The organism is Pectobacterium colocasium (assembly GCF_020181655.1).
GTDB lineage: Bacteria > Pseudomonadota > Gammaproteobacteria > Enterobacterales > Enterobacteriaceae > Pectobacterium > Pectobacterium colocasium.
This window is the reverse complement of sequence record NZ_CP084032.1, coordinates 3,550,330-3,569,562: the sequence shown is the minus strand read 5'-3', so window position 1 is coordinate 3,569,562 and position 19,233 is coordinate 3,550,330. Positions and strand designations below refer to the sequence as shown.

The following is a 19,233-nucleotide window of genomic DNA, read 5'->3' as shown; positions in this document are numbered from 1 at the left end:
GGTGAATCGTGCGAATACCCCAGATTTATCGTATCATCCCCCGGAAGTACGTAGAGCCTCAAATGAAGACCATTTTTGATAAAGGCAATGTGTGATGAAGAGAATGCGTCATGATACGCATCGCAAAGACAAGTAACGGCGCTAAGCAAAAGAAAAACGATAGCTCGGAACTTTATTGGATGTCTTGGTTCTAATGAGGAGCTTGCTCTAAACATGACTTATATAGCTGGCAGTACTATTTTACGTTTACGCGTGGAGAACGGTTTGAGTAGAGATTACCTCGGATGAGCGAGCAACTGGCAGATCAGGTTCTGGTCGAGCGAGTCCAAAAAGGCGATCAAAAATCGTTTAACTTGTTGGTCGTTCGTTATCAGCATAAGGTAGCGAGCCTGGTATCGCGGTATGTTCCTCAGGGAGACGTGCCGGACGTGGTACAGGAATCGTTCATTAAAGCCTATCGCGCGTTAGAGTCATTTCGCGGCGATAGTGCGTTTTATACATGGCTGTATCGTATTGCAGTGAATACGGCCAAGAATTATCTGGTCGCTCAGGGGCGGCGTCCGCCTTCCAGCGACATTGATGCGAATGACGCGGAAAACTATGAAAATGCGGGTGCACTGAAAGAAATATCGAACCCTGAGAATTTAATGTTGTCTGAAGAATTACGAAGCATTGTTTTCCGCACTATCGAGTCTTTGCCAGAAGATTTACGTTTAGCGATTACGCTGCGCGAATTGGACGGTTTAAGCTACGAAGAGATTGCCGTGATTATGGATTGTCCCGTCGGCACTGTTCGTTCTCGTATTTTCCGGGCGCGGGAAGCGATTGATAATAAAGTACAACCGCTTATTCAGCGCTAGCGAGCGTTTTCAGCTATCCGCATGACTAATGATGGATTTGACAAGGTAAGGGTGTCGGTATGCAGAAAGAGAAACTTTCCGCTTTAATGGATGGCGAAGCAGTAGATTCCGAACTGCTAAGCGCATTGTCACGGGATGATGCGTTGCAGCAAAGTTGGCAAAGTTATCATCTAATTCGTGATACGTTGCGTGGTGATGTCAGTGAAAACGTGATTCATCTGGACATTGCTTCTCGTGTTGCTGCTGCAATCGAGAAAGAACCTGTTCGTCTGGTTCCACAAGCGCAGCCTGAATCTCAGCCACAACCTGTCGAATGGACGAAGATGCCGTTCTGGCACAAAATCCGCCCGTGGGGCAGCCAACTGACGCAAGTTGGTGTTGCTGCCTGCGTATCGTTAGCCGTGATTGTCGGCGTACAAAATTACCAGCAGGGAAATGTATCCGAACCGGTGGTTGAATCCGGCGTGTTCAGTACCTTACCTGCTATGGGCACCGCCTCTCCTGTGAGTCTGGGCGTGCCGTCAGAAAATGTTGCCCCTCACAGCGGTCAGCAGAAATCCGATATGCAGCGCAACCGCCTTAACGCTATTTTGCAGGACTACGAATTACAGCGTCGGCTGCATGCCGAACACGCTCTGCCGCAGGACGATCAGCAAGCGGCCATTCAGGTTCCTGGTACTCAATCATTAGGAACGCAGCCTCGGTAATGAAGCGTGTTTGGTCCGCCGCCTGTTTTCTGATTGGCAGTCTGTTTTATTCTACGTTCGCCCCGGCTCAGAATGTTGAGCCGGGTGCGTTGCTGCAACAGATGAACAGCGCCGTTCGTTCTCTGAATTACGAAATTTCCTTTATCAACATTACCCTGCAAGGGTTCGAGTCGGTACGGTATCGTCATGCCGTGGTCAACAATCGTTCCTTAGCGCAATTGCTGTTTATGGACGGGCCGCGACGCGAGATCGTGCTGCGTGGTAATGAAGTGAGCTACTTCGATCCCGGTTTTGAGCCATTTACGCTCACCAGCGATCATATCGTTGACTCTCTCCCTGCGCTGGTCTTTGCCGATTTCCAGAAACTATCGCCTTATTATGATTTCATTCCCGCCGACGGACGGGTGCGTATTGCCGATCGTCTGGCATCAGGCATTCGAGTCATTTCACGCGATGGGACACGCTACAGTTATATGGTGTGGATTGATGCGGAATCGAAACTTCCATTGCGTATCGATTTGCAGGATCGCAATGGTGACAAGCGGTTGGAACAATTCTTAACGACATCGCTGATTGTTGATGATGATGTGGTGAGCGTGATGCGTCCGCTGGAAGGCATTAAACTGCCTCCTGTGTTACCCCCCACGCTTGCTGGGGAAAAAGGTGATTTTACCTGGGAGCCTGAATGGCTGCCTGCCGGGATGAAAGAACGTTCACACAGCAAAAAAATATTGCCAGGTTCGTCCGTTCCGATCGAAACTCGTCTGTATAGCGATGGTTTATTCAGTTTTTCCATTAACATTAGCCCGTCTTCTGATGTGAGTGAAGAACAGTCGCTGCTTACGGGGCGACGCTCCATTCACACTGTCATGAAAGGCAACCGCGAGATTACCGTCGTCGGTGACATTCCACCTTCTACGGCTAAACGGGTGGCTGACAGCATTATCTTGAAGGGGCAACCGTGATCAAAGAATGGGCGACAGTGGTTTCATGGCAGGATGGCATTGCAGAGCTGCGGTGTGAGCCGAGTGCGGGGTGTGGTAGCTGTAAATCCCGTTCGTCGTGTGGAACCGGCTTATTAAGTCAGCTTGGGCTTTCTGCCGACAATACGCTGTATGTCCCTTACGATCGGCCCTTAGAAGTCGGGCAAAAAGTCGAATTGGGGATTTCTGAGGGGCGGCTGCTGTTCTCCGCCACTCTGGTTTATTTCGTGCCGTTGGTCGGGTTGCTGATTGGTGCGGCGATCTGTCAAACGTTATTTGGCACCGATCTGGCTGCGGTCATCGGCGCGTTGCTGGGCGGTGGGCTGGCGTTTATCGGCGTGAAACGCTGGGCGAAGCAATTGGGTAAGAATAAACGTTATGAGCCCGTTATCCTGCAAATTGCGCTGCCTGGCACGCTCTTACAAAATTGACCTGCTTAACCGGGCGTAAATGACGCGCGGTGCGGAAGGAAACGTTGTCCACACGTAGATTATTCACACGTAGCTTGTTCACACGTTTGTGATTTTTCGACACGATGTTTGCAACGTAACGACACTTTACTTCCTGCTTTCCTCTTGTTGTTCTGCTATTCCAAATAAAACCGTCATAATCAAGGGGAATGCACCGGACATGACTAGGTTTTCACGCTTCTCGCATGTAGAATGCTGCGATTCAGGTGGAATAACATCGCTGCTGTTTTCACCTATGCGCATGCCCATCGGCAAGAATTTCAGGAATATCAAGGTAGAAAAATTTTTATAATGAAGCACATACGAAATTTCTCCATTATTGCCCATATCGACCACGGTAAATCAACGTTATCTGACCGTATTATCCAGATTTGCGGCGGTTTGACCGAGCGTGAAATGGCTGCGCAGGTTCTGGATTCCATGGATCTGGAACGTGAACGTGGAATAACGATTAAAGCGCAAAGCGTAACGCTGGATTATAAAGCGCAGGATGGCCAAACCTACCAGTTAAACTTCATTGATACCCCAGGGCACGTTGACTTCTCTTATGAAGTTTCCCGCTCGCTGGCTGCCTGCGAAGGCGCGCTGCTTGTGGTTGACGCTGGGCAGGGCGTTGAAGCGCAAACGCTGGCTAACTGCTACACCGCGTTGGATATGAATCTGGAAGTGGTGCCGGTTCTGAACAAAATCGACTTGCCTGCCGCTGATCCGGATCGTGTTGCTCAGGAAATTGAAGACATTGTCGGCATTGATGCTACCGACGCCGTGCGCTGTTCCGCGAAAACCGGGATTGGCGTGCCGGACGTTCTGGATCGTCTGGTGCGTGATATTCCTCCGCCAGAAGGTAGCCCGGATGAGCCGCTACAGGCGCTGATCATCGACTCCTGGTTTGATAACTACCTTGGCGTTGTGTCGCTGGTTCGTATCAAAAACGGCACGATGCGCAAAGGCGATAAAATTAAGGTGATGAGTACCGGCCAGGTTTATAACGCTGACCGTCTTGGTATTTTTACACCGAAGCAGATCGACCGCGATGTCTTGAACTGTGGCGAAGTGGGCTGGCTGGTGTGCGCCATCAAAGATATTTTGGGCGCTCCGGTAGGGGATACCCTGACGCTGGCCCGCCAACCGGCTGAAAAAGCGTTGCCGGGCTTCAAGAAAGTCAAACCGCAGGTCTATGCTGGCCTGTTCCCGATTAGCTCCGATGACTATGAGTCATTCCGTGATGCGCTGGGCAAACTGAGCCTCAATGATGCCTCTCTGTTCTATGAGCCAGAAAGTTCTACCGCGCTGGGCTTCGGCTTCCGCTGCGGCTTCCTGGGTCTGCTGCACATGGAGATCATTCAGGAACGTCTGGAACGTGAATACGATCTGGATCTGATCACCACGGCACCGACGGTAGTGTATGAAGTTGAGACGACGGCAAAAGAAACCGTTTATGTCGATAGTCCCTCCAAACTGCCGCCGCTGAATAATATTCAGGAACTGCGCGAACCGATCGCCGAATGTCACATGTTGCTGCCTCAGGAGTATCTGGGCAACGTGATTACGCTTTGTATCGAGAAGCGCGGCGTGCAGACGAACATGGTCTACCACGGTAATCAGGTTGCACTGACCTATGAGATTCCGATGGCTGAAGTGGTGCTTGATTTCTTTGACCGCCTGAAATCAACGTCTCGTGGTTATGCGTCGCTGGATTACAGCTTCAAACGCTTCCAGGCATCAGACATGGTACGTGTGGATGTGTTGATCAATAACGAGCGTGTGGATGCATTGGCGCTGATCACGCACCGCGATAATTCACAATATCGTGGCCGTGAACTGGTCGAAAAAATGAAAGATCTGATCCCGCGTCAGCAGTTTGATATCGCGATTCAGGCTGCGATTGGTAACCACATTATTGCACGCTCCACGGTTAAGCAATTGCGTAAGAACGTACTGGCCAAGTGTTATGGTGGTGACGTCAGCCGTAAGAAAAAACTGTTGCAGAAACAGAAAGATGGTAAGAAACGTATGAAACAGGTCGGTAACGTCGAGCTGCCGCAAGAAGCGTTTCTGGCAATTCTGCACGTCGGCAAAGACAGTAAATAAATTCTGAGGAGTTGGCATGGCCAATATGTTTGCCGTAATTCTGGCATTGGTGACGCTGGTCACGGGGATTGTCTGGTGTTTAGAGCGCTTTGTCTGGGCACCTGCTCGCCGGAAAAAATTTGCCGCCATGAGCGGTGCCGATCTGGCTGATGGTGCCGTTTCAGCGAAAGCCATTCAACAACCCGGCTGGATTGAAACCATCGCGTCAGTATTCCCGGTCGTGGCGTTGGTATTGGTTGTGCGCTCCTTCATTTATGAGCCGTTTCAAATTCCATCTGGTTCTATGATGCCGACGCTGTTGATCGGTGATTTTATTCTGGTGGAAAAATTTGCCTATGGCATTAAAGAACCCTTCACGCAAAAAACGCTGATCGAAACGGGACATCCGAAGCGCGGCGACGTGGTGGTGTTTAAATATCCGTCCGACCCTAAAGTTGACTTTATCAAACGTGTGGTGGGCGTACCGGGCGATCGTGTCAGTTATAACCCGATGACCAAGCAGGTGACGATTCGTCCATCCTGTCAGGGACAACAGGCGTGTGATACGGCGCTGGCGGTTACATACAGTAATGTACAGCCTAGTGATTTTGTTCAGACCTTCAATCAGCCTGGGCTGGAGTCGCGTAGTGGTTTTTATCAGGTTCCTGCCAATGATAACAGCGTGGATGGTGTCCGTATGGGCACGCGCAAAGAGTCACTGGGCAATGTAACGCACAATATTCTTCTGGTGCCGGGCCAACAGGATCAGCTCGGTGGTTATTACCAGCAATCGCAACAGCAGCTTGCAACATGGGTGGTTCCCGCAGGGCACTACTTCATGATGGGTGATAACCGTGACAACAGTCTGGATAGTCGCTACTGGGGCTTTGTGCCGGAGAGAAATCTGGTCGGTAAAGCCACCGCGATCTGGATGAGCTTTGAGAAACAGGAAGGTGAATGGCCTACCGGTGTTCGTTTGAGTCGCATTGGCGGTATTCATTAACCAAAGTAAGCATTAATCGAAGTAAGCATTCAGCAAAATAAGATACAGGCAGCATTCTGATGCTGTCCGTTGTAGAATATTTTTTGAAACGCTCTTTTTAAAAGAACATGCCCTAAATAATGCGAGTTGCAGAACAAAATATGTCCGTTTTCACAACGCGAATGGACAGGCAACGCGAAGTATGATGGGCAGAAAGGCAGGCTCCCTTGCGGGAGCCAATGCAAACGAAACAGTTTTGACCGCATTGGTAAGCAGGGCTGTTCCGTATGCTGCTGTTTTTGACGCATCGTTGATCTATTGGTAACACATGAATCCCATCCTGATAAATCGTTTACAAAGAAAGCTGGGCTATACTTTTCAGCAGTACGAGCTTTTGTTACAGGCGTTGACGCATCGTAGCGCCAGCAGCAAACACAATGAAAGGCTCGAATTCCTGGGTGATTCCATCCTGAGTTTTGTGATCGCCAATGCGCTGTATCATCGTTTCCCCAAGGTTGATGAAGGGGATATGAGCCGGATGCGGGCGACGCTGGTTCGGGGAAATACGCTGGCGGAAATCGCACGTGAATTCGAACTGGGAGAGTGCCTGCGTCTTGGCCCTGGTGAATTAAAAAGCGGCGGCTTCCGTCGCGAATCGATCCTGGCTGATACGGTCGAAGCGCTGATCGGCGGCATTTTCCTCGACAGCGACATTCAGACCATCGAACGTTTGATCCTGAACTGGTATCAAACGCGTCTGGATGAAATCAGTCCCGGCGATAAGCAAAAAGATCCGAAAACGCGGTTGCAGGAGTTTCTGCAAGGGCGTCACTTACCTTTGCCGACCTATCTGGTGGTACAGGTTCGTGGGGAAGCACACGATCAGGAGTTTACTATCCACTGTCAGGTGAGCGGCTTTAGCGAGTCGGTCATTGGTACAGGATCGAGCCGTCGTAAAGCCGAACAGGCTGCGGCTGAACAAGCGTTGAAAAAACTGGAGCTTGAATGAGCGAAGTACAGACACACTGCGGTTTTATCGCGATTGTTGGTCGACCAAACGTCGGTAAATCGACGTTATTGAATCAATTACTGGGGCAGAAGATCTCCATTACGTCACGTAAGCCCCAAACGACGCGGCACCGCATCATGGGCATTCACACTGAAGGGCCGTATCAGGCTATTTATGTGGATACGCCGGGATTGCACATTGAGGAAAAACGGGCGATTAACCGCCTGATGAACCGCGCCGCCAGCAGTTCAATCGGTGATGTTGAGCTGATCATTTTCGTTGTTGAAGGGACACACTGGAACGACGACGATGAAATGGTATTGAATAAACTGCGCGATCAAAAACTCCCCGTGCTGTTAGCGATCAATAAAGTCGATAACGTCACGGATAAAACCAAGCTGCTGCCGCATATCCAGTTCCTCAGCCAGCAAATGGATTTCCTTGATGTTGTTCCGATCTCGGCGGAGAAGGGGACGAATGTCGATACGATTGCCAGCATTGTACGTAAGCACTTACCGCAGGCAACGCACCACTTCCCGGAAGATTACATTACCGATCGCTCACAGCGTTTTATGGCATCGGAAATCATCCGTGAAAAACTGATGCGCTTCTTGGGTGAAGAATTGCCGTATTCCGTCACGGTCGAAATCGAACGTTTCGTGACTAACGAACGCGGTGGTTATGATATCAATGGCCTGATTCTGGTTGAGCGTGAAGGCCAGAAAAAGATGGTCATTGGAAATAAAGGCGCCAAAATTAAAACCATTGGTATTGAGTCTCGTCAGGATATGGAAGAGATGTTCGAGGCCAAGGTGCACCTTGAGCTGTGGGTTAAAGTGAAATCCGGCTGGGCAGATGACGAACGTGCCCTGCGCAGCCTGGGTTATAGCGAAGACCTGTAAGGTTCACGCCGATGGAAGGCTGGCAGCGCGCATTTGTCTTACATGGGCGACCTTATAGTGAAACCAGCTTGTTGCTGGATCTGTTTACCGAAAGCGATGGCCGCGTTCGCGTGCTTGCCAAAGGCGCGCGAGCCCGCCGCTCTAGTCTGAAAGGTTGTTTACAGCCTTTCACTCCGCTGTTGGTGCGCTGGAGCGGCCGGGGAGAAGTGAAAACGTTACGCAGCGCTGAGCCTGTTTCGCTTGCGCTACCCCTGACTGGCACGATGCTTTATAGCGGTTTATACGTTAACGAATTGCTGGCTCGTGTGCTGGAGCATGAAACCAACTACTCCGCTCTTTTCTTCGATTATCTCCACTGTTTACAACATCTTGCTGCACAGAATGCCTCCCCTGAACCGGCATTAAGACGTTTTGAGTTAGCGCTGCTGGGCTATCTGGGGTACGGCGTGGATTTCCTGCATTGTGCCGGTAGCGGTGAACCTGTGGCAGATACCATGACCTATCAATATCGAGAGGAAAAGGGATTTATTGCCAGCCTGGTGGTCGATAGTAAAAGTTTTACCGGGCATGAGCTACGCTCTCTGGCATCGCGTGAATTTCCTGACAGTGGCACACTGAAGGCGGCAAAGCGTTTCACCCGCATCGCGTTAAAGCCCTATCTGGGGGGAAAACCACTGAAAAGTCGCGAACTGTTCCGTCAGTTTGTTCCTGCTGTTAATTTGTCCAAACCCACACCTTCTGATAAATAATCCCGTCTCCTCTGTACCCTGCCGCTGTGACATCGGTGTAAACTGCCACGTAACGTGCATGACTTTACCGAGGATTTATCATGGCTGAACTGCTGCTTGGCGTTAACATCGATCACATTGCAACACTGCGTAATGCGCGTGGAACGGCGTATCCCGATCCTGTTCAGGCGGCTTTTGTCGCTGAGCAAGCGGGAGCGGACGGCATCACGGTGCACTTACGTGAAGATCGTCGCCATATTACGGATCGTGATGTGCGGATCCTGAGAGAAACGCTCCAAACTCGCATGAACCTTGAAATGGCGGTCACGGAAGAAATGCTGAACATTGCCTGTGAGGTAAAGCCGCATTTTTGTTGTCTGGTGCCGGAAAAACGCCAGGAAGTGACAACAGAAGGCGGGCTGGATGTTGCGGGGCTGCAGGAAAAAATCAATAACGCGGTTGCCAGGCTCAGTCAGGCTAACATACTGGTTTCGCTCTTTATTGATGCAGATAAACGGCAAATTGATGCTGCTGTTGCCAGCGGTGCGCCTTATATCGAGATTCATACCGGGGCCTATGCCGATGCCCTAGATGATGAAGCACGTCAACATGAGTTCGAGCGCATTCGTGATGCGGCGACTTACGCTGCGGCCAAAGGGCTGAAAGTCAATGCTGGCCACGGTTTGACGTACCATAACGTTCAGTCGATTGCGGCGTTGCCAGAAATGCATGAATTAAATATCGGGCATGCGATTATCGGGCGCGCGGTGATGAGCGGGTTGAAGGATGCGGTTGCCGAAATGAAAAGTTTGATGCGGGAAGCGCGTCGCTGATGGCGATTCTTGGGCTTGGAACGGATATTGTCGAAATTGCCCGTATTGAAGCGGTGATTGAACGTTCAGGTGAGCGATTAGCTCGCCGCGTTCTGACGGATGCTGAATGGGAACATTATCGGCAGCATCAGCAGCCTGTTCGTTTCCTTGCCAAGCGTTTTGCCGTGAAAGAGGCGGCTGCAAAAGCTTTCGGGACCGGAATTCGCAACGGGCTCGCGTTTAACCAGTTTGAAGTTTTTAATGACGAACTGGGTAAGCCCTGTTTGCGATTTTTTGCTAAAGCGGCAGAGCTGGCTGAACAGATGGGCGTCAAACACGTCCATGTGACGCTGGCTGACGAAAGACGCTATGCCTGTGCGACGGTGATTGTCGAAAGCTGATTATCTGTAACTGGATGCTTAAATTCTGTCGGCATGGTGCATGAGCACATATTTTTCCCACAGCTGTTCATTACCTTCAACATGGTTTGGATCTTTAACGATCGTGTTGTCGATCGGGCAGACTTTCTGACACGTAGGCGTGTCATAGTGACCAACACACTCCGTACAGCGAGTGGTATCAATTTCATAAATGTCCATGCCCATGGAGATGGCCTGATTAGGACATTCAGGTTCACACATGTCACAGTTGATGCATTTATGGGTGATGAGTAACGCCATGATGTTCTTCTACCTTACAAACAGGGCGCAGATTATACCCGTTGGGGCGCGTTTAAACACGCGTAACCGTCATGGATGCAGAATATACTGCCAGAATCGGTTCTGGTTGTTTTTGACCAACCCTTTTTCCGGGCGGTTTATTGCGGGTTTTACGTGTTTTCGGGGCCCTTCAGCATGTAACCGATTGGCTGCATAAATAGTGAGGTTACAGGGTAAAATTACCATCTGTTCGTTAAATTGGTTTCATACGCATGCTTTAGACTGTATGAATCAGCCAGTGCGACTGTGTTTCTTGGGTTTTAATTTATTGATTTACAATTTAAATAAATTTAGTTGTGATATTGAACCACTTATTTTTGTCATATCAATGGACATTGATTTAATCGGTATTGCCGATGAAGTTTGCATCTGGAGAGTCGATGACGGTGCATGTCCGTATGATATAATTTTATAACTAATAGTGTCAGTTTAATGGCGGAACTCATAGTGCAGCAGGAAGGTCATTTTAATCAGGTTGGGGCAGGATTTTTCCAACAGGGAAGCGAGGAGTCATTAAGCGTTGATTACTGGCATCAATGTCAACGGCGGTATACTTTTCAGCCAATTTATCGAACATCAGGTAAATTAATGGCTATTGAGTTACTGACTTCCGTTTTTTCTCCCACCCTGCCGCAAAAATTCATCTCTCCTGAAAAATACTTCGCGAATATTGATGTTGAAACCCGCCTGTTAATTATTGTAGAACAGCTGCAACTTTTATCTGAGTGGAGTTTTCGATTTACTCGCGACGATCTTTTTGCCTCCGTCAATATTGATGGTATGACGCTACTGGCGCTGCAAAATAATCTTGAAGCCAAACGCCTGATCGCGGCAATGCCCTGGATTCGTTTTGAAATGGTCGAAAATCAGGGAGGGCTGCCAAAAGAAATATTAACCAAGCTTCCTGAAGCGCAAACACTGTGGCTGGATGATTTTGGCTGCGGCATGGCGAACTTTTCATCACTGATGCTGGCTCAATACGATTGCATTAAAGTAGCGCGCGAGCTCTTTATTCTCCTGCAACAGAGTGGTGAGGGGAAGACCGTGTTTCCTGCGCTGATCGCTTTGCTATCGCGTTTTTGCAACTATGTTGTGATTGAGGGGATCGAAACTAAGGAGGAGTGGGCAATTGTGCAAGCATCTCATGCTTACGCCGCACAAGGGTACTATCTCTCGCGCCCTCAGCCATTTGAGAACTTTGAGGCACTGAAGCTCGAACTTTAAGTGGTAACCTGTTGTTTAGGCTATCACTTTTTGTATTAATGTACTGTTATATGCCCTTCTACTCTTCCCCGCTATATTCATTCATTATATTTCCTAATATGTCATTGTCGTACAAAATATCTCCTCTTTAGCTGCTCAGTATTCCCCTCTGATTTACAACGTGTAATACTGAGTTTTGTTTTAATTTTGTTATTTAATTCTTGTTTTATTTGTTATGGCAGTGTTTAATTTCAGATAGATGATAAGAAGAAGGACTGCTGATTTTGCATCAAATTATGACATATATAATCAAACGCTTGCGTTAATGATTTTATTTTTTTCTTTTAATTATTTGATTTTTAATGGTAAAAAAATATAATGTTTACTGTTAACGATCAAAAATCATTTTGTGATAGATTTTGTTGATTAAAACAATGATACTTATTGGTATAATTGATTTGCTTACAAAAAATTGATGTTCAGAATATATCGCCATGTACCCTTAGGAATATTCTTTTATTCCATTAGAGAAGCTTATAACCCGAACAATTACTACTATTAAATTAAGATACTCTTTTGAATTTGTTGTTTTTATCTGCGCACAGTCATATGCGAGGGCTTTATGCTGACGTTGCTATGTTTCTAAATACTCCTGCTTCATGGAGCGTTTTTTCTTTCATCCTTTCTGCTCTCCGGAAATGCACCAGTCCCGAAAATCGACGGGGTAGGGGTTTGTTACCGGGATTTTTCGTCATCAGCGTTGTGATTTGTACGATCAGGACCACTCGGGCCTGAGGAGAGTGTTATTGTGTATGAAATTATAATAACCCTACTATTGCTGTTGTTATTGTTTTCTTCTGTAAAAAATAGAAAAATTAAACAAAAGTTTAAAACTGAGCAGAAAAAACAAGATTTTCTCAACATGACTTTCTTTGCGATGGAATATAGTCCTGCTTCAATTATGATCGCAGATGAAAATTGTGAAATTATTTACGTCAATCGTCAGTTTATTACCATGTCAGGCTATATGCCGGATGAGGTTATCGGCAAAAAAACGAACATATTAAACTCGGGTATGACTAACGCCAGCGTCTATGAAGATCTGTGGTCTACCATAAATAAAGGTAATGTTTGGAGTGGTGAGTTCGTTAACCGACGCAAAGATGGACAGTTGTATTGGGAAAAGGCCAATATCGTTAAAATATATAATAAGGCGAGTAACACAACCCAGTATGTCGGCATTAAGTTAGATATTACGGAACGAAAATCACAGGAACATCATGATAATTCATACAATCGTGCACTGGAATTGTTATCAAGTGGCGCACCACTGAAAGATATTCTGGATGCGATCATTTTCAGCGTCGAGGAAAAAAATCCAGGTCGTATCGTTTGTTCTGTCTTGTTGGTCGATAAAGACAAAAAATGCCTGACGCTTGGATCGGCGCCGAGCCTGCCGGGCTTTTATAAAAATGCCATTCACAATGTGAAAATTGCCGATGGTGTGGCTTCTTTTGGTACCGCTGCTTATACCGGAAAGCGCGTCATTGCTGATGATATTTCTGTGCATCCGCATTGGTCGTTATACAAAGGGCTCGCATTGTATGCTGGGCTGCGTTCCTGCTGGTCTGAACCTATCATCGGTCAGAACAAAGAAATATTAGGTGTTTTAAGCGTTTACCATCGCAAAGTGTATGTCCCGGCTGAAGAGGAAATCTTCTCTATTGAGAAATCGGCACAGCTGATTGCGATAGCCATAGAGCGGTATCATGCCATTGATATGCTGCGGCGCAGCGAGGAACACTATCGTCAACTGGCGCACTATGACTCATTAACGTCATTGGCTAATGGCCTGACATTTGCCGAGCAGATGGAGCAGGCGATTCTGTTATCCAAACAAACGGGCAGGAAAATTGCGCTGATGTTTCTGGATCTCGATAAATTTAAACAGATAAACGACTCGTTCGGGCATGCTGTTGGCGATTTGCTATTGAAAGAAGCCGCGGCGCGTATGCGCGGTGCGGTTCGTGATTCAGATACGGTATATCGCCGTAGCGGTGATGAATTTATTATTCTGCTTCAGGGGCTTAAGGAAATTGACAATACGCTTTATGTGGCAGATAAAATCCATAATGCGTTGAACAAGCCTTTCGAGATCGATGGGAAAACGCTGGATATATCATGCAGTATCGGTATTGCGTTGTATCCAGAACACGGTACAGACTCTCTGACATTGGCAATTAATGCTGATTCTGCCATGTATCAGGCTAAAGCTATGGGACGTAGTCAAACTCAGATTTATCACAATATGAACGATCATTGATAAATGGAATAGAAAAAAGGCGCTTGCTGGGCGCCTTTTTTATTATCTTTCCCGTAGTGCTTCTGCTTTTGCTCGAATAATCGGTTTTAACAAATAGCTGAGGATCGTTTTCTTTCCCGTTATTATATCAACAGAGGCCACCATACCTGGAATGATAAGAAGTGGTTTATCGGCTGAGCCTAAATAATTCTTATCAGTCCGTAAGCGAATAATATAAAAGCTGTTCCCTTCTTTATCGGTTACGGTATCTGGGCTGATTTGTTCCAACTGGCCTTTTAAACCACCATAGATGGTGTAGTCATAGGCTGTTAATTTGATTATGGCATCCTGACCTGGATGCAAAAACGCAATATCCTGTGGCCGAATCCTGGCTTCCACCAACAGGTTATCGTCCAGTGGAACAATCTCCACCAGGTCGCTACCCGGTTGAATCACCCCGCCGATGGTATTCACTAAAACCTGCTGCACAATACCGCGAACGGGGGAGACGACCAGCGTTCGGTTTACCCGGTCTTCAAGTGCTTTGCCCGTGGCTTCAATTTTGTTCAGGTTGGTTTGTGCTTCACTTAGCTGAGATAACGCCTCGCTTTTATAACGGCTGCGCGTTTCCTCTATTTTATTCTCGCTCTCTTTAATCGCAGACTCCGCCCGCGGAATCGAAAGCTTGATGGAATCAAGCTGGCCACGGGTTTCGACCTCTGCGCGGCGCAGTCGTAACACTTCAACTTTAGAAATGGCACCTTCCGCGATTAGCGGTTCTGACATTTTAATTTCTTGCTGGAGCAGACCCAGACTATTGCGGAACTGAATTTCCTTGGCAGAGAAATCTCTCAGTTCCTGGCGACGCTGGATCAACTGCTCTTCCAAACCGGACACCTCATTGTGGAGCTGCTGGCGGCGGCTGTTATACAGCTCTTTTTCTCCTGCTGCGATTTTGGGCGCTTGCGTTGTAATTTCTTCCGAAAGCACCAGATCCCGATCGTTGATTTCGGCGTTCAGACGTTCAATGCGCGAGAGCAGCGCAAGCCGATCGGCCTCTGTTTCACCGACGTTGGACGCAAAACGTGTATCATCAAGACGCAGCAAAGGATCGCCGGCATTGACGACCTGGCCTTCACGTATGAACACTTCCGTGACGATCCCACCTTCCAGGTTTTGGATTTTTTGCAATCGGGAAGAGGGGATGGCTTTACCGTCACCCCGCGTGACTTCATCAATATCCGCCAGCCCGGCCCACAGGATGAAAAACAGGAAAAAAGCGCCGATAGCCCATAGTGTAAAGCGAATAGAACGTGGCGAATCTTCAGCCATTGCCCGGCTCACTTCAGGCATCGTTTGAAGGCTTTCTTCATCTCCGCCGACAAAATAGCGTTTGATTCGTTTGATATATTTACCGAGACGCATTGATCTGCCCCTTCTTCAACGCATCCATCACGATCGCCTTCGGCCCATCCGCAATAATTTTGCCTTTATCGACGATCACTAAACGATCGACCAGTGCCAGCATGGAAACCCGATGGGTAACCAGTAAAAGCGTTTTTTCCGCAATGACGGGAGCCAAAGCCTGCTTTAACCGATCTTCACTGGTGTTATCCATCGAACTGGTGGGTTCATCCAGCACCAGAATCGGCGGATCGAGCAACAGCGCTCTGGCTATCGCGACAGCCTGACGCTGCCCGCCGGAGAGCTGTTGACCGCGTTCGCCAACCTGAAGGTTGTAGCCATCCGGATGCAGACGGGCAAACTCGTTCACCCCTGAAATCTCTGCGGCTCGCAGCATCGCTTCATCTTCGACATAGCGTGCGCCACTAATCAGGTTATTGCGCAGTGAGCCACTAAATAGCTGAATATCTTGAGGAACATAGCCGATATTGTGGCGTAAATCGCTGACATCCAACTGACGGGCATCGACGCCGTCGATCAGAATATTGCCGGTGTTAGGCTGATAGAGGTTCACTATCAGTTTTTGCAGTGAGCTTTTTCCTGACCCGCTACGACCAATAACGCCGACTTTCTCGCCGGGAGCGATGGTCAGGCTGATGCCTTGCAGCGAACTGGTTTTTTGTTCTGGATAATTGAACGTCACATCGCGAAATTCGATACCGCCCCGGATGCTCTCGCGCTTCAGCGGACGTTCGTTATCGCTACGCTCTTGTGGCAACTGCATCATTTGTTCGGTGGTTTGCATCGTCAAACGCGCCTGCTGGTAACGGCTGACCAAACCAGACAGTTGACCCAGCGGCATAAGCGCTCTGCCGTTCAGCATGTAACAGGCAATCAATCCACCCATACTGAGCTTACCGTTAATCAGCATGTAGACGCCGACGACGATCATGGCAACACCGGCAAATTGCTGGAACCATTGCGTCAGGTTTACTGCCAGTGAAGACAACGCCTTGGCTCGCATTTCCAGCTTGCTCAGGCTACCAATAGTCTGTTCCCATTGGTGCTGACGTTCACTTTCTGCATTATTGACCTTGATTGCATCCAGACAGCTCAGCGTTTCGATCAGCGTAGCCTGCCGCTCGCTGGCAAGGTGCATTGTTTTTTCAATGGTGGCGGATAGCGGCTTTTGCATCGCCCAACTCGCCAACAGGGCGATAGGGTAGGCGAGGATGGAAACCCAGACCAGCGGGCCGCCGATAATGCCGATAACCAACAACAGAAGCAGCGTAAAAGGAAAGTCGATCAGTGTCGTCAGCGTCAGCGAGGAAAGGAAGTCTCTGAGCGATTGAAATTCATGAATATTCTGCGCAAAGCTACCGACACGTGGTGGCCGGGCCTTCATCGACATACCGGTAATGCGTTCAAATAGCGTGGCGGAAATAATCAGATCGGTTTTTTTACCGGCCATATCAAGGCAAATGCCGCGCAGCGTTTTGAGTATCAAATCGAAAACAAAAGCACCAGTAACGCCGATAGCCAACACCCACAATGTCGCCGTTGCCTGATTCGGCACAACCCGATCATAGACATTCATCACGAACAGCGGCGTAGCCAGTGCGATGATGTTCACCAGCAGCGTGGCGAGGATGGCATCGAGGTAGAGCGAACGTGAAAGCTTAAGCGTATCCTTGAACCAGGATTTGGTTCGGGGGATCAGCGACGGATTTTGCAGATCGAACTGGTGACGAGGCTGGGCGAACATCACCAGGCCCAGATAATTCTGTTGCAGCGTATTGTGCTCGACGGAAATTTCCCCGCCTTCTGTTTCGCTGGGCATCAGGCGTGCGCTACCGTCAGCGTTCCAGCCTAGCAGAATTGCCGCGCGTCCTTCCCGTAACAGCAACATCGCGGGGAGTGACATGTCGGAAATTTTATTCAACGAACGTTTGAGAACACGCCCTTGCAGCCCTGCACGCGCCGCAGCTCTCGGAAGCAATTTTACCGATAACCGCTGGTTGGCTAAGGGGAGCCCGGCGGTGAGTGTGGTACGGCTGACCGATTTCCCCTGCAAGGCACAGAGGATCAGTAAACTATCCAATAGCGGGTCATCATGACGGCTACGAGGGTCACTATTATTTTCATGCGCGGCAGTCGCTTCATGAACGGCCGTTGATTCATGAACAACCGTTGATTCATGAACAACCGTTGATTCATGAAAAACAGCAGACTCATGGGCGACAGGCTCCTGGGTAACTGATGTATCAGAACCATGAGTCTCTTGTACTGAATGCAACTTCATTTAACGGAACGTTCCCTTACGCAACGTAATTCCCTCGCATATAAACCATAATTTATCGCCGTCTGACCAATGAAATATATTAATTAAGGCTCGGCAACTCTGCGTGGGTGGTTACGTTTGTCAAGCTGGTACCGGCCTCAGGTGCTGGGATCGCCAAACGATTTAATAGTTCTCCCATGCGTGATGCGATCCGGTATTCGGTATAGAGTGAAGTGAAGCGAACCTCGACCAGACGGCGTTGTGCTGTGAACAGCTCGTTTTCACTGTCCAGCAAGTCCAATAGCGTCCTTTCCCCCAGGCCAAATTGTTTTTGATAGGCGGTACGCACTTTCATACTGCGGTCGGCATACTCGGCGGCGATCGGCAACTGTTGACGCGAGTTATTTAACGCTGACCAGGCTAGTTTTAGCTCTTCGCTCAGCAGGCGCAGGGCATTATTTCGCACATCCTGCGCTTCTTTTACCTGATAGGCTTTTGATTCCATATTCGCCTTGCTGCTACCGCCTTCATACAGGTTGTAGCGCATCCGCACCATCGCCTGCCATTCATTGTTTTGGCCGCGCGTCCCGTCAACGTTGTTATCCATCGTACGAGAGAGTTCAACGTTGAGGCGTGGATAAAATGTTGATTTTGAAGCCTCATATTGTTGCTGTGTGGCTTCAATATCTGACTCCGCGGATTTCAGCGCCGGGCTGTTAGCCAGCATGATGCGCTGGGCTTCTTCCAACGAGGCGGGGAGTTTTATCACAGAAGCATCGGGCATCACCAAATTATCGGGTACTTTGCCTACAATGCTCATGTAGTTGATTTTGGCATCGTCCAGATTGGTTTGCTCTGTCAGCACGTTATTACGAGCCTGTGCGAGACGAGCTTCGGCCTGATCCAAATCGGCCAATCGACCAACGCCCTGTTCGCTGCGCAGTCTGATTTGATCGTAAATACGCTCATGGCTTGTCAGGTTGGCTTGCGCCAGACGGACGAATTCCTGACGCTGTAACACATTGAGATAAACCTGAACCGTATCTAACGCTGTCGACTCACTAGTATTTAATACTTTATAGGCGCGTGAATTGACGGTGGCGCGTTGTCTGCCGACCTCACTTGAGGTGGCGAAACCATCGAACACCGTCTGGCTTAGATTAATACTCGATTCCTGACGGCTGAGTTCAACGCGCTTATTAGCGCTGGCACGTGTTGAGGGGCTATCGGTTTCTTCGCGGCCCACGCCTGCGCTTAGGGTGATGGAGGGAAGATATCCTCCTTTTGCTGCGCGTAAATCATGTTCGGCAGAAAAACGATTATTAATGGATGCACTCACTTCGGGGTGGGTGTAGAGCGTGCTTCTAATGGCTTCCTGAATCGTCTCGGCATGGAGCGCTGTGGAAAAAACAGTAATAAAAGGCAATAAAGCAAATTGGTATCTACGAATCATCAGCAGTTTTCCTTCACAAAAACTTTATTTGTGATTATTCCTATTAGAGTATTTGAATGTTATATAAACGCTTAACGAATTGATTTTATTTTATTCCATTTATATCAATGTTTTAATTTATTTTTCTGATGCATCTAAGGCGAAAAAAATAGAAATTACTCTAAGTGAGTAAAGTTCTGGAAAGAATATTCTGAATTTTTTATTATATCGTGCATTGAGTCAAGCGTTTGACGCATCACAACAACCCTATCGTAACGCTTTTTTTAATAAAATGTCAGGATGACACACAGCAAACCAACCCTATCAGGATGATAGCAAAAATCTATAGCCGCAATATCGCCACATTAT

18 protein-coding genes are annotated in these 19,233 nt (G+C 48.3%); 13 read left to right on the top strand and 5 right to left on the bottom strand.

Going from position 1 to position 19,233, the window contains the following annotated elements:
* The first annotated feature begins 284 nt into the window (after positions 1–284).
* Genes rpoE through rseC form a run of 4 tightly spaced genes read left to right on the top strand, consistent with a single transcriptional unit; the run spans position 285 to position 2,981 of the window.
* A complete protein-coding gene (rpoE, locus tag LCF41_RS16115; RefSeq protein WP_005973561.1) occupies positions 285–860 on the top strand; it encodes an RNA polymerase sigma factor RpoE in 576 nt (191 codons plus the stop codon).
* 59 nt (positions 861–919) lie between these two features.
* Complete coding sequence (gene rseA, locus LCF41_RS16110; protein WP_225085453.1) at positions 920–1,567, top strand: anti-sigma-E factor RseA; 648 nt, start codon at positions 920–922, stop codon at positions 1,565–1,567.
* A complete protein-coding gene (gene rseB / locus LCF41_RS16105; protein ID WP_225085452.1) occupies positions 1,567–2,532 on the top strand; it encodes a sigma-E factor regulatory protein RseB in 966 nt (321 codons plus the stop codon). Before rseA ends, rseB begins: the two co-directional genes overlap by 1 nt.
* On the top strand, positions 2,529–2,981 hold the full coding sequence (gene rseC / locus LCF41_RS16100; RefSeq protein WP_225085451.1) for a SoxR-reducing system protein RseC: 453 nt from the start codon (positions 2,529–2,531) through the stop codon (positions 2,979–2,981). The genes rseB and rseC overlap by 4 nt, the downstream gene beginning before the upstream one ends.
* A gap of 126 nt (positions 2,982–3,107) precedes the next feature.
* On the opposite strand, the gene LCF41_RS16095 is transcribed toward rseC, so the two are convergent.
* Complete coding sequence (locus LCF41_RS16095) at positions 3,108–3,320, bottom strand: hypothetical protein (RefSeq protein WP_047710066.1); 213 nt, start codon at positions 3,318–3,320, stop codon at positions 3,108–3,110.
* Here LCF41_RS16095 and lepA point away from each other — a divergent pair.
* The 7 genes from lepA (at position 3,312) to acpS (ending at position 9,924) form a co-directional block, all read left to right on the top strand.
* Positions 3,312–5,111: a translation elongation factor 4 gene (gene lepA / locus LCF41_RS16090; protein WP_180743915.1), complete on the top strand. Its 1,800-nt coding sequence runs from the start codon at positions 3,312–3,314 to the stop codon at positions 5,109–5,111. The genes LCF41_RS16095 and lepA overlap by 9 nt on opposite strands.
* Positions 5,112–5,127: 16 nt before the next feature.
* A complete protein-coding gene (gene lepB / locus LCF41_RS16085) occupies positions 5,128–6,093 on the top strand; it encodes a signal peptidase I (protein ID WP_225085450.1) in 966 nt (321 codons plus the stop codon).
* Between the two features lie 307 nt (positions 6,094–6,400).
* Positions 6,401–7,081 (top strand): ribonuclease III, encoded by a 681-nt coding sequence (gene rnc, locus LCF41_RS16080; protein ID WP_010280465.1) that lies wholly within the window; start codon positions 6,401–6,403, stop codon positions 7,079–7,081.
* Positions 7,078–7,983 (top strand): GTPase Era, encoded by a 906-nt coding sequence (gene era / locus LCF41_RS16075; RefSeq protein ID WP_015841243.1) that lies wholly within the window; start codon positions 7,078–7,080, stop codon positions 7,981–7,983. Before rnc ends, era begins: the two co-directional genes overlap by 4 nt.
* Before the next feature lie 11 nt (positions 7,984–7,994).
* The gene (recO, locus tag LCF41_RS16070; RefSeq protein ID WP_225085449.1) at positions 7,995–8,732 is read left to right on the top strand and encodes a DNA repair protein RecO; all 738 of its coding nucleotides are present in this window, start codon (positions 7,995–7,997) and stop codon (positions 8,730–8,732) included.
* 80 nt (positions 8,733–8,812) lie between these two features.
* Positions 8,813–9,544, top strand: coding sequence for a pyridoxine 5'-phosphate synthase (gene pdxJ, locus LCF41_RS16065; RefSeq protein WP_225085448.1), 732 nt, complete (start codon positions 8,813–8,815; stop codon positions 9,542–9,544).
* Positions 9,544–9,924, top strand: a complete 381-nt coding sequence (gene acpS, locus LCF41_RS16060; RefSeq protein ID WP_225085447.1) for a holo-ACP synthase — start codon at positions 9,544–9,546, stop codon at positions 9,922–9,924. Before pdxJ ends, acpS begins: the two co-directional genes overlap by 1 nt.
* A gap of 18 nt (positions 9,925–9,942) precedes the next feature.
* Here acpS and LCF41_RS16055 read toward each other — a convergent pair whose 3' ends face one another.
* On the bottom strand, positions 9,943–10,203 hold the full coding sequence (locus LCF41_RS16055) for a YfhL family 4Fe-4S dicluster ferredoxin (RefSeq protein ID WP_180743920.1): 261 nt from the start codon (positions 10,201–10,203) through the stop codon (positions 9,943–9,945).
* Between the two features lie 471 nt (positions 10,204–10,674).
* On the opposite strand from LCF41_RS16055, the gene pdeH reads away from it, so the two are divergent.
* Together pdeH and LCF41_RS16045 are read left to right on the top strand one after the other, a co-directional pair.
* Positions 10,675–11,466, top strand: coding sequence for a cyclic-guanylate-specific phosphodiesterase (gene pdeH, locus LCF41_RS16050; RefSeq protein ID WP_225085446.1), 792 nt, complete (start codon positions 10,675–10,677; stop codon positions 11,464–11,466).
* Between the two features lie 787 nt (positions 11,467–12,253).
* On the top strand, positions 12,254–13,768 hold the full coding sequence (locus tag LCF41_RS16045; RefSeq protein WP_225085445.1) for a sensor domain-containing protein: 1,515 nt from the start codon (positions 12,254–12,256) through the stop codon (positions 13,766–13,768).
* 42 nt (positions 13,769–13,810) lie between these two features.
* Here the strand turns inward: LCF41_RS16045 and LCF41_RS16040 are convergent, their stop codons facing one another.
* From LCF41_RS16040 to LCF41_RS16030, 3 genes are all read right to left on the bottom strand, one after another.
* Positions 13,811–15,172, bottom strand: a complete 1,362-nt coding sequence (locus LCF41_RS16040) for an HlyD family type I secretion periplasmic adaptor subunit (RefSeq protein WP_225085444.1) — start codon at positions 15,170–15,172, stop codon at positions 13,811–13,813.
* On the bottom strand, positions 15,159–17,453 hold the full coding sequence (locus LCF41_RS16035) for a type I secretion system permease/ATPase (protein WP_225085443.1): 2,295 nt from the start codon (positions 17,451–17,453) through the stop codon (positions 15,159–15,161). Before LCF41_RS16035 ends, LCF41_RS16040 begins: the two co-directional genes overlap by 14 nt.
* Positions 17,454–17,532: 79 nt before the next feature.
* Positions 17,533–18,885, bottom strand: coding sequence for a TolC family outer membrane protein (locus LCF41_RS16030; protein WP_225085442.1), 1,353 nt, complete (start codon positions 18,883–18,885; stop codon positions 17,533–17,535).
* Between the last annotated feature and the right edge of the window lie 348 nt (positions 18,886–19,233).

What these genes read in the sequence shown, in the direction of transcription:
- rpoE (WP_005973561.1), top strand. Translation starts at nt 285, where the DNA reads ATGAGCGAGCAACTGGCAGATCAGGTTCTGGTCGAGCGAGTCCAAAAA.
- rseA (WP_225085453.1), top strand. Translation starts at nt 920, where the DNA reads ATGCAGAAAGAGAAACTTTCCGCTTTAATGGATGGCGAAGCAGTAGAT.
- rseB (WP_225085452.1), top strand. Translation starts at nt 1,567, where the DNA reads ATGAAGCGTGTTTGGTCCGCCGCCTGTTTTCTGATTGGCAGTCTGTTT.
- lepA (WP_180743915.1), top strand. Translation starts at nt 3,312, where the DNA reads ATGAAGCACATACGAAATTTCTCCATTATTGCCCATATCGACCACGGT.
- lepB (WP_225085450.1), top strand. Translation starts at nt 5,128, where the DNA reads ATGGCCAATATGTTTGCCGTAATTCTGGCATTGGTGACGCTGGTCACG.
- rnc (WP_010280465.1), top strand. Translation starts at nt 6,401, where the DNA reads ATGAATCCCATCCTGATAAATCGTTTACAAAGAAAGCTGGGCTATACT.
- era (WP_015841243.1), top strand. Translation starts at nt 7,078, where the DNA reads ATGAGCGAAGTACAGACACACTGCGGTTTTATCGCGATTGTTGGTCGA.
- recO (WP_225085449.1), top strand. Translation starts at nt 7,995, where the DNA reads ATGGAAGGCTGGCAGCGCGCATTTGTCTTACATGGGCGACCTTATAGT.
- pdxJ (WP_225085448.1), top strand. Translation starts at nt 8,813, where the DNA reads ATGGCTGAACTGCTGCTTGGCGTTAACATCGATCACATTGCAACACTG.
- acpS (WP_225085447.1), top strand. Translation starts at nt 9,544, where the DNA reads ATGGCGATTCTTGGGCTTGGAACGGATATTGTCGAAATTGCCCGTATT.
- LCF41_RS16055 (WP_180743920.1), bottom strand. Translation starts at nt 10,203, where the DNA reads ATGGCGTTACTCATCACCCATAAATGCATCAACTGTGACATGTGTGAA.
- pdeH (WP_225085446.1), top strand. Translation starts at nt 10,675, where the DNA reads ATGGCGGAACTCATAGTGCAGCAGGAAGGTCATTTTAATCAGGTTGGG.
- LCF41_RS16040 (WP_225085444.1), bottom strand. Translation starts at nt 15,172, where the DNA reads ATGCGTCTCGGTAAATATATCAAACGAATCAAACGCTATTTTGTCGGC.
- LCF41_RS16035 (WP_225085443.1), bottom strand. Translation starts at nt 17,453, where the DNA reads ATGAAGTTGCATTCAGTACAAGAGACTCATGGTTCTGATACATCAGTT.
- LCF41_RS16030 (WP_225085442.1), bottom strand. Translation starts at nt 18,885, where the DNA reads ATGATTCGTAGATACCAATTTGCTTTATTGCCTTTTATTACTGTTTTT.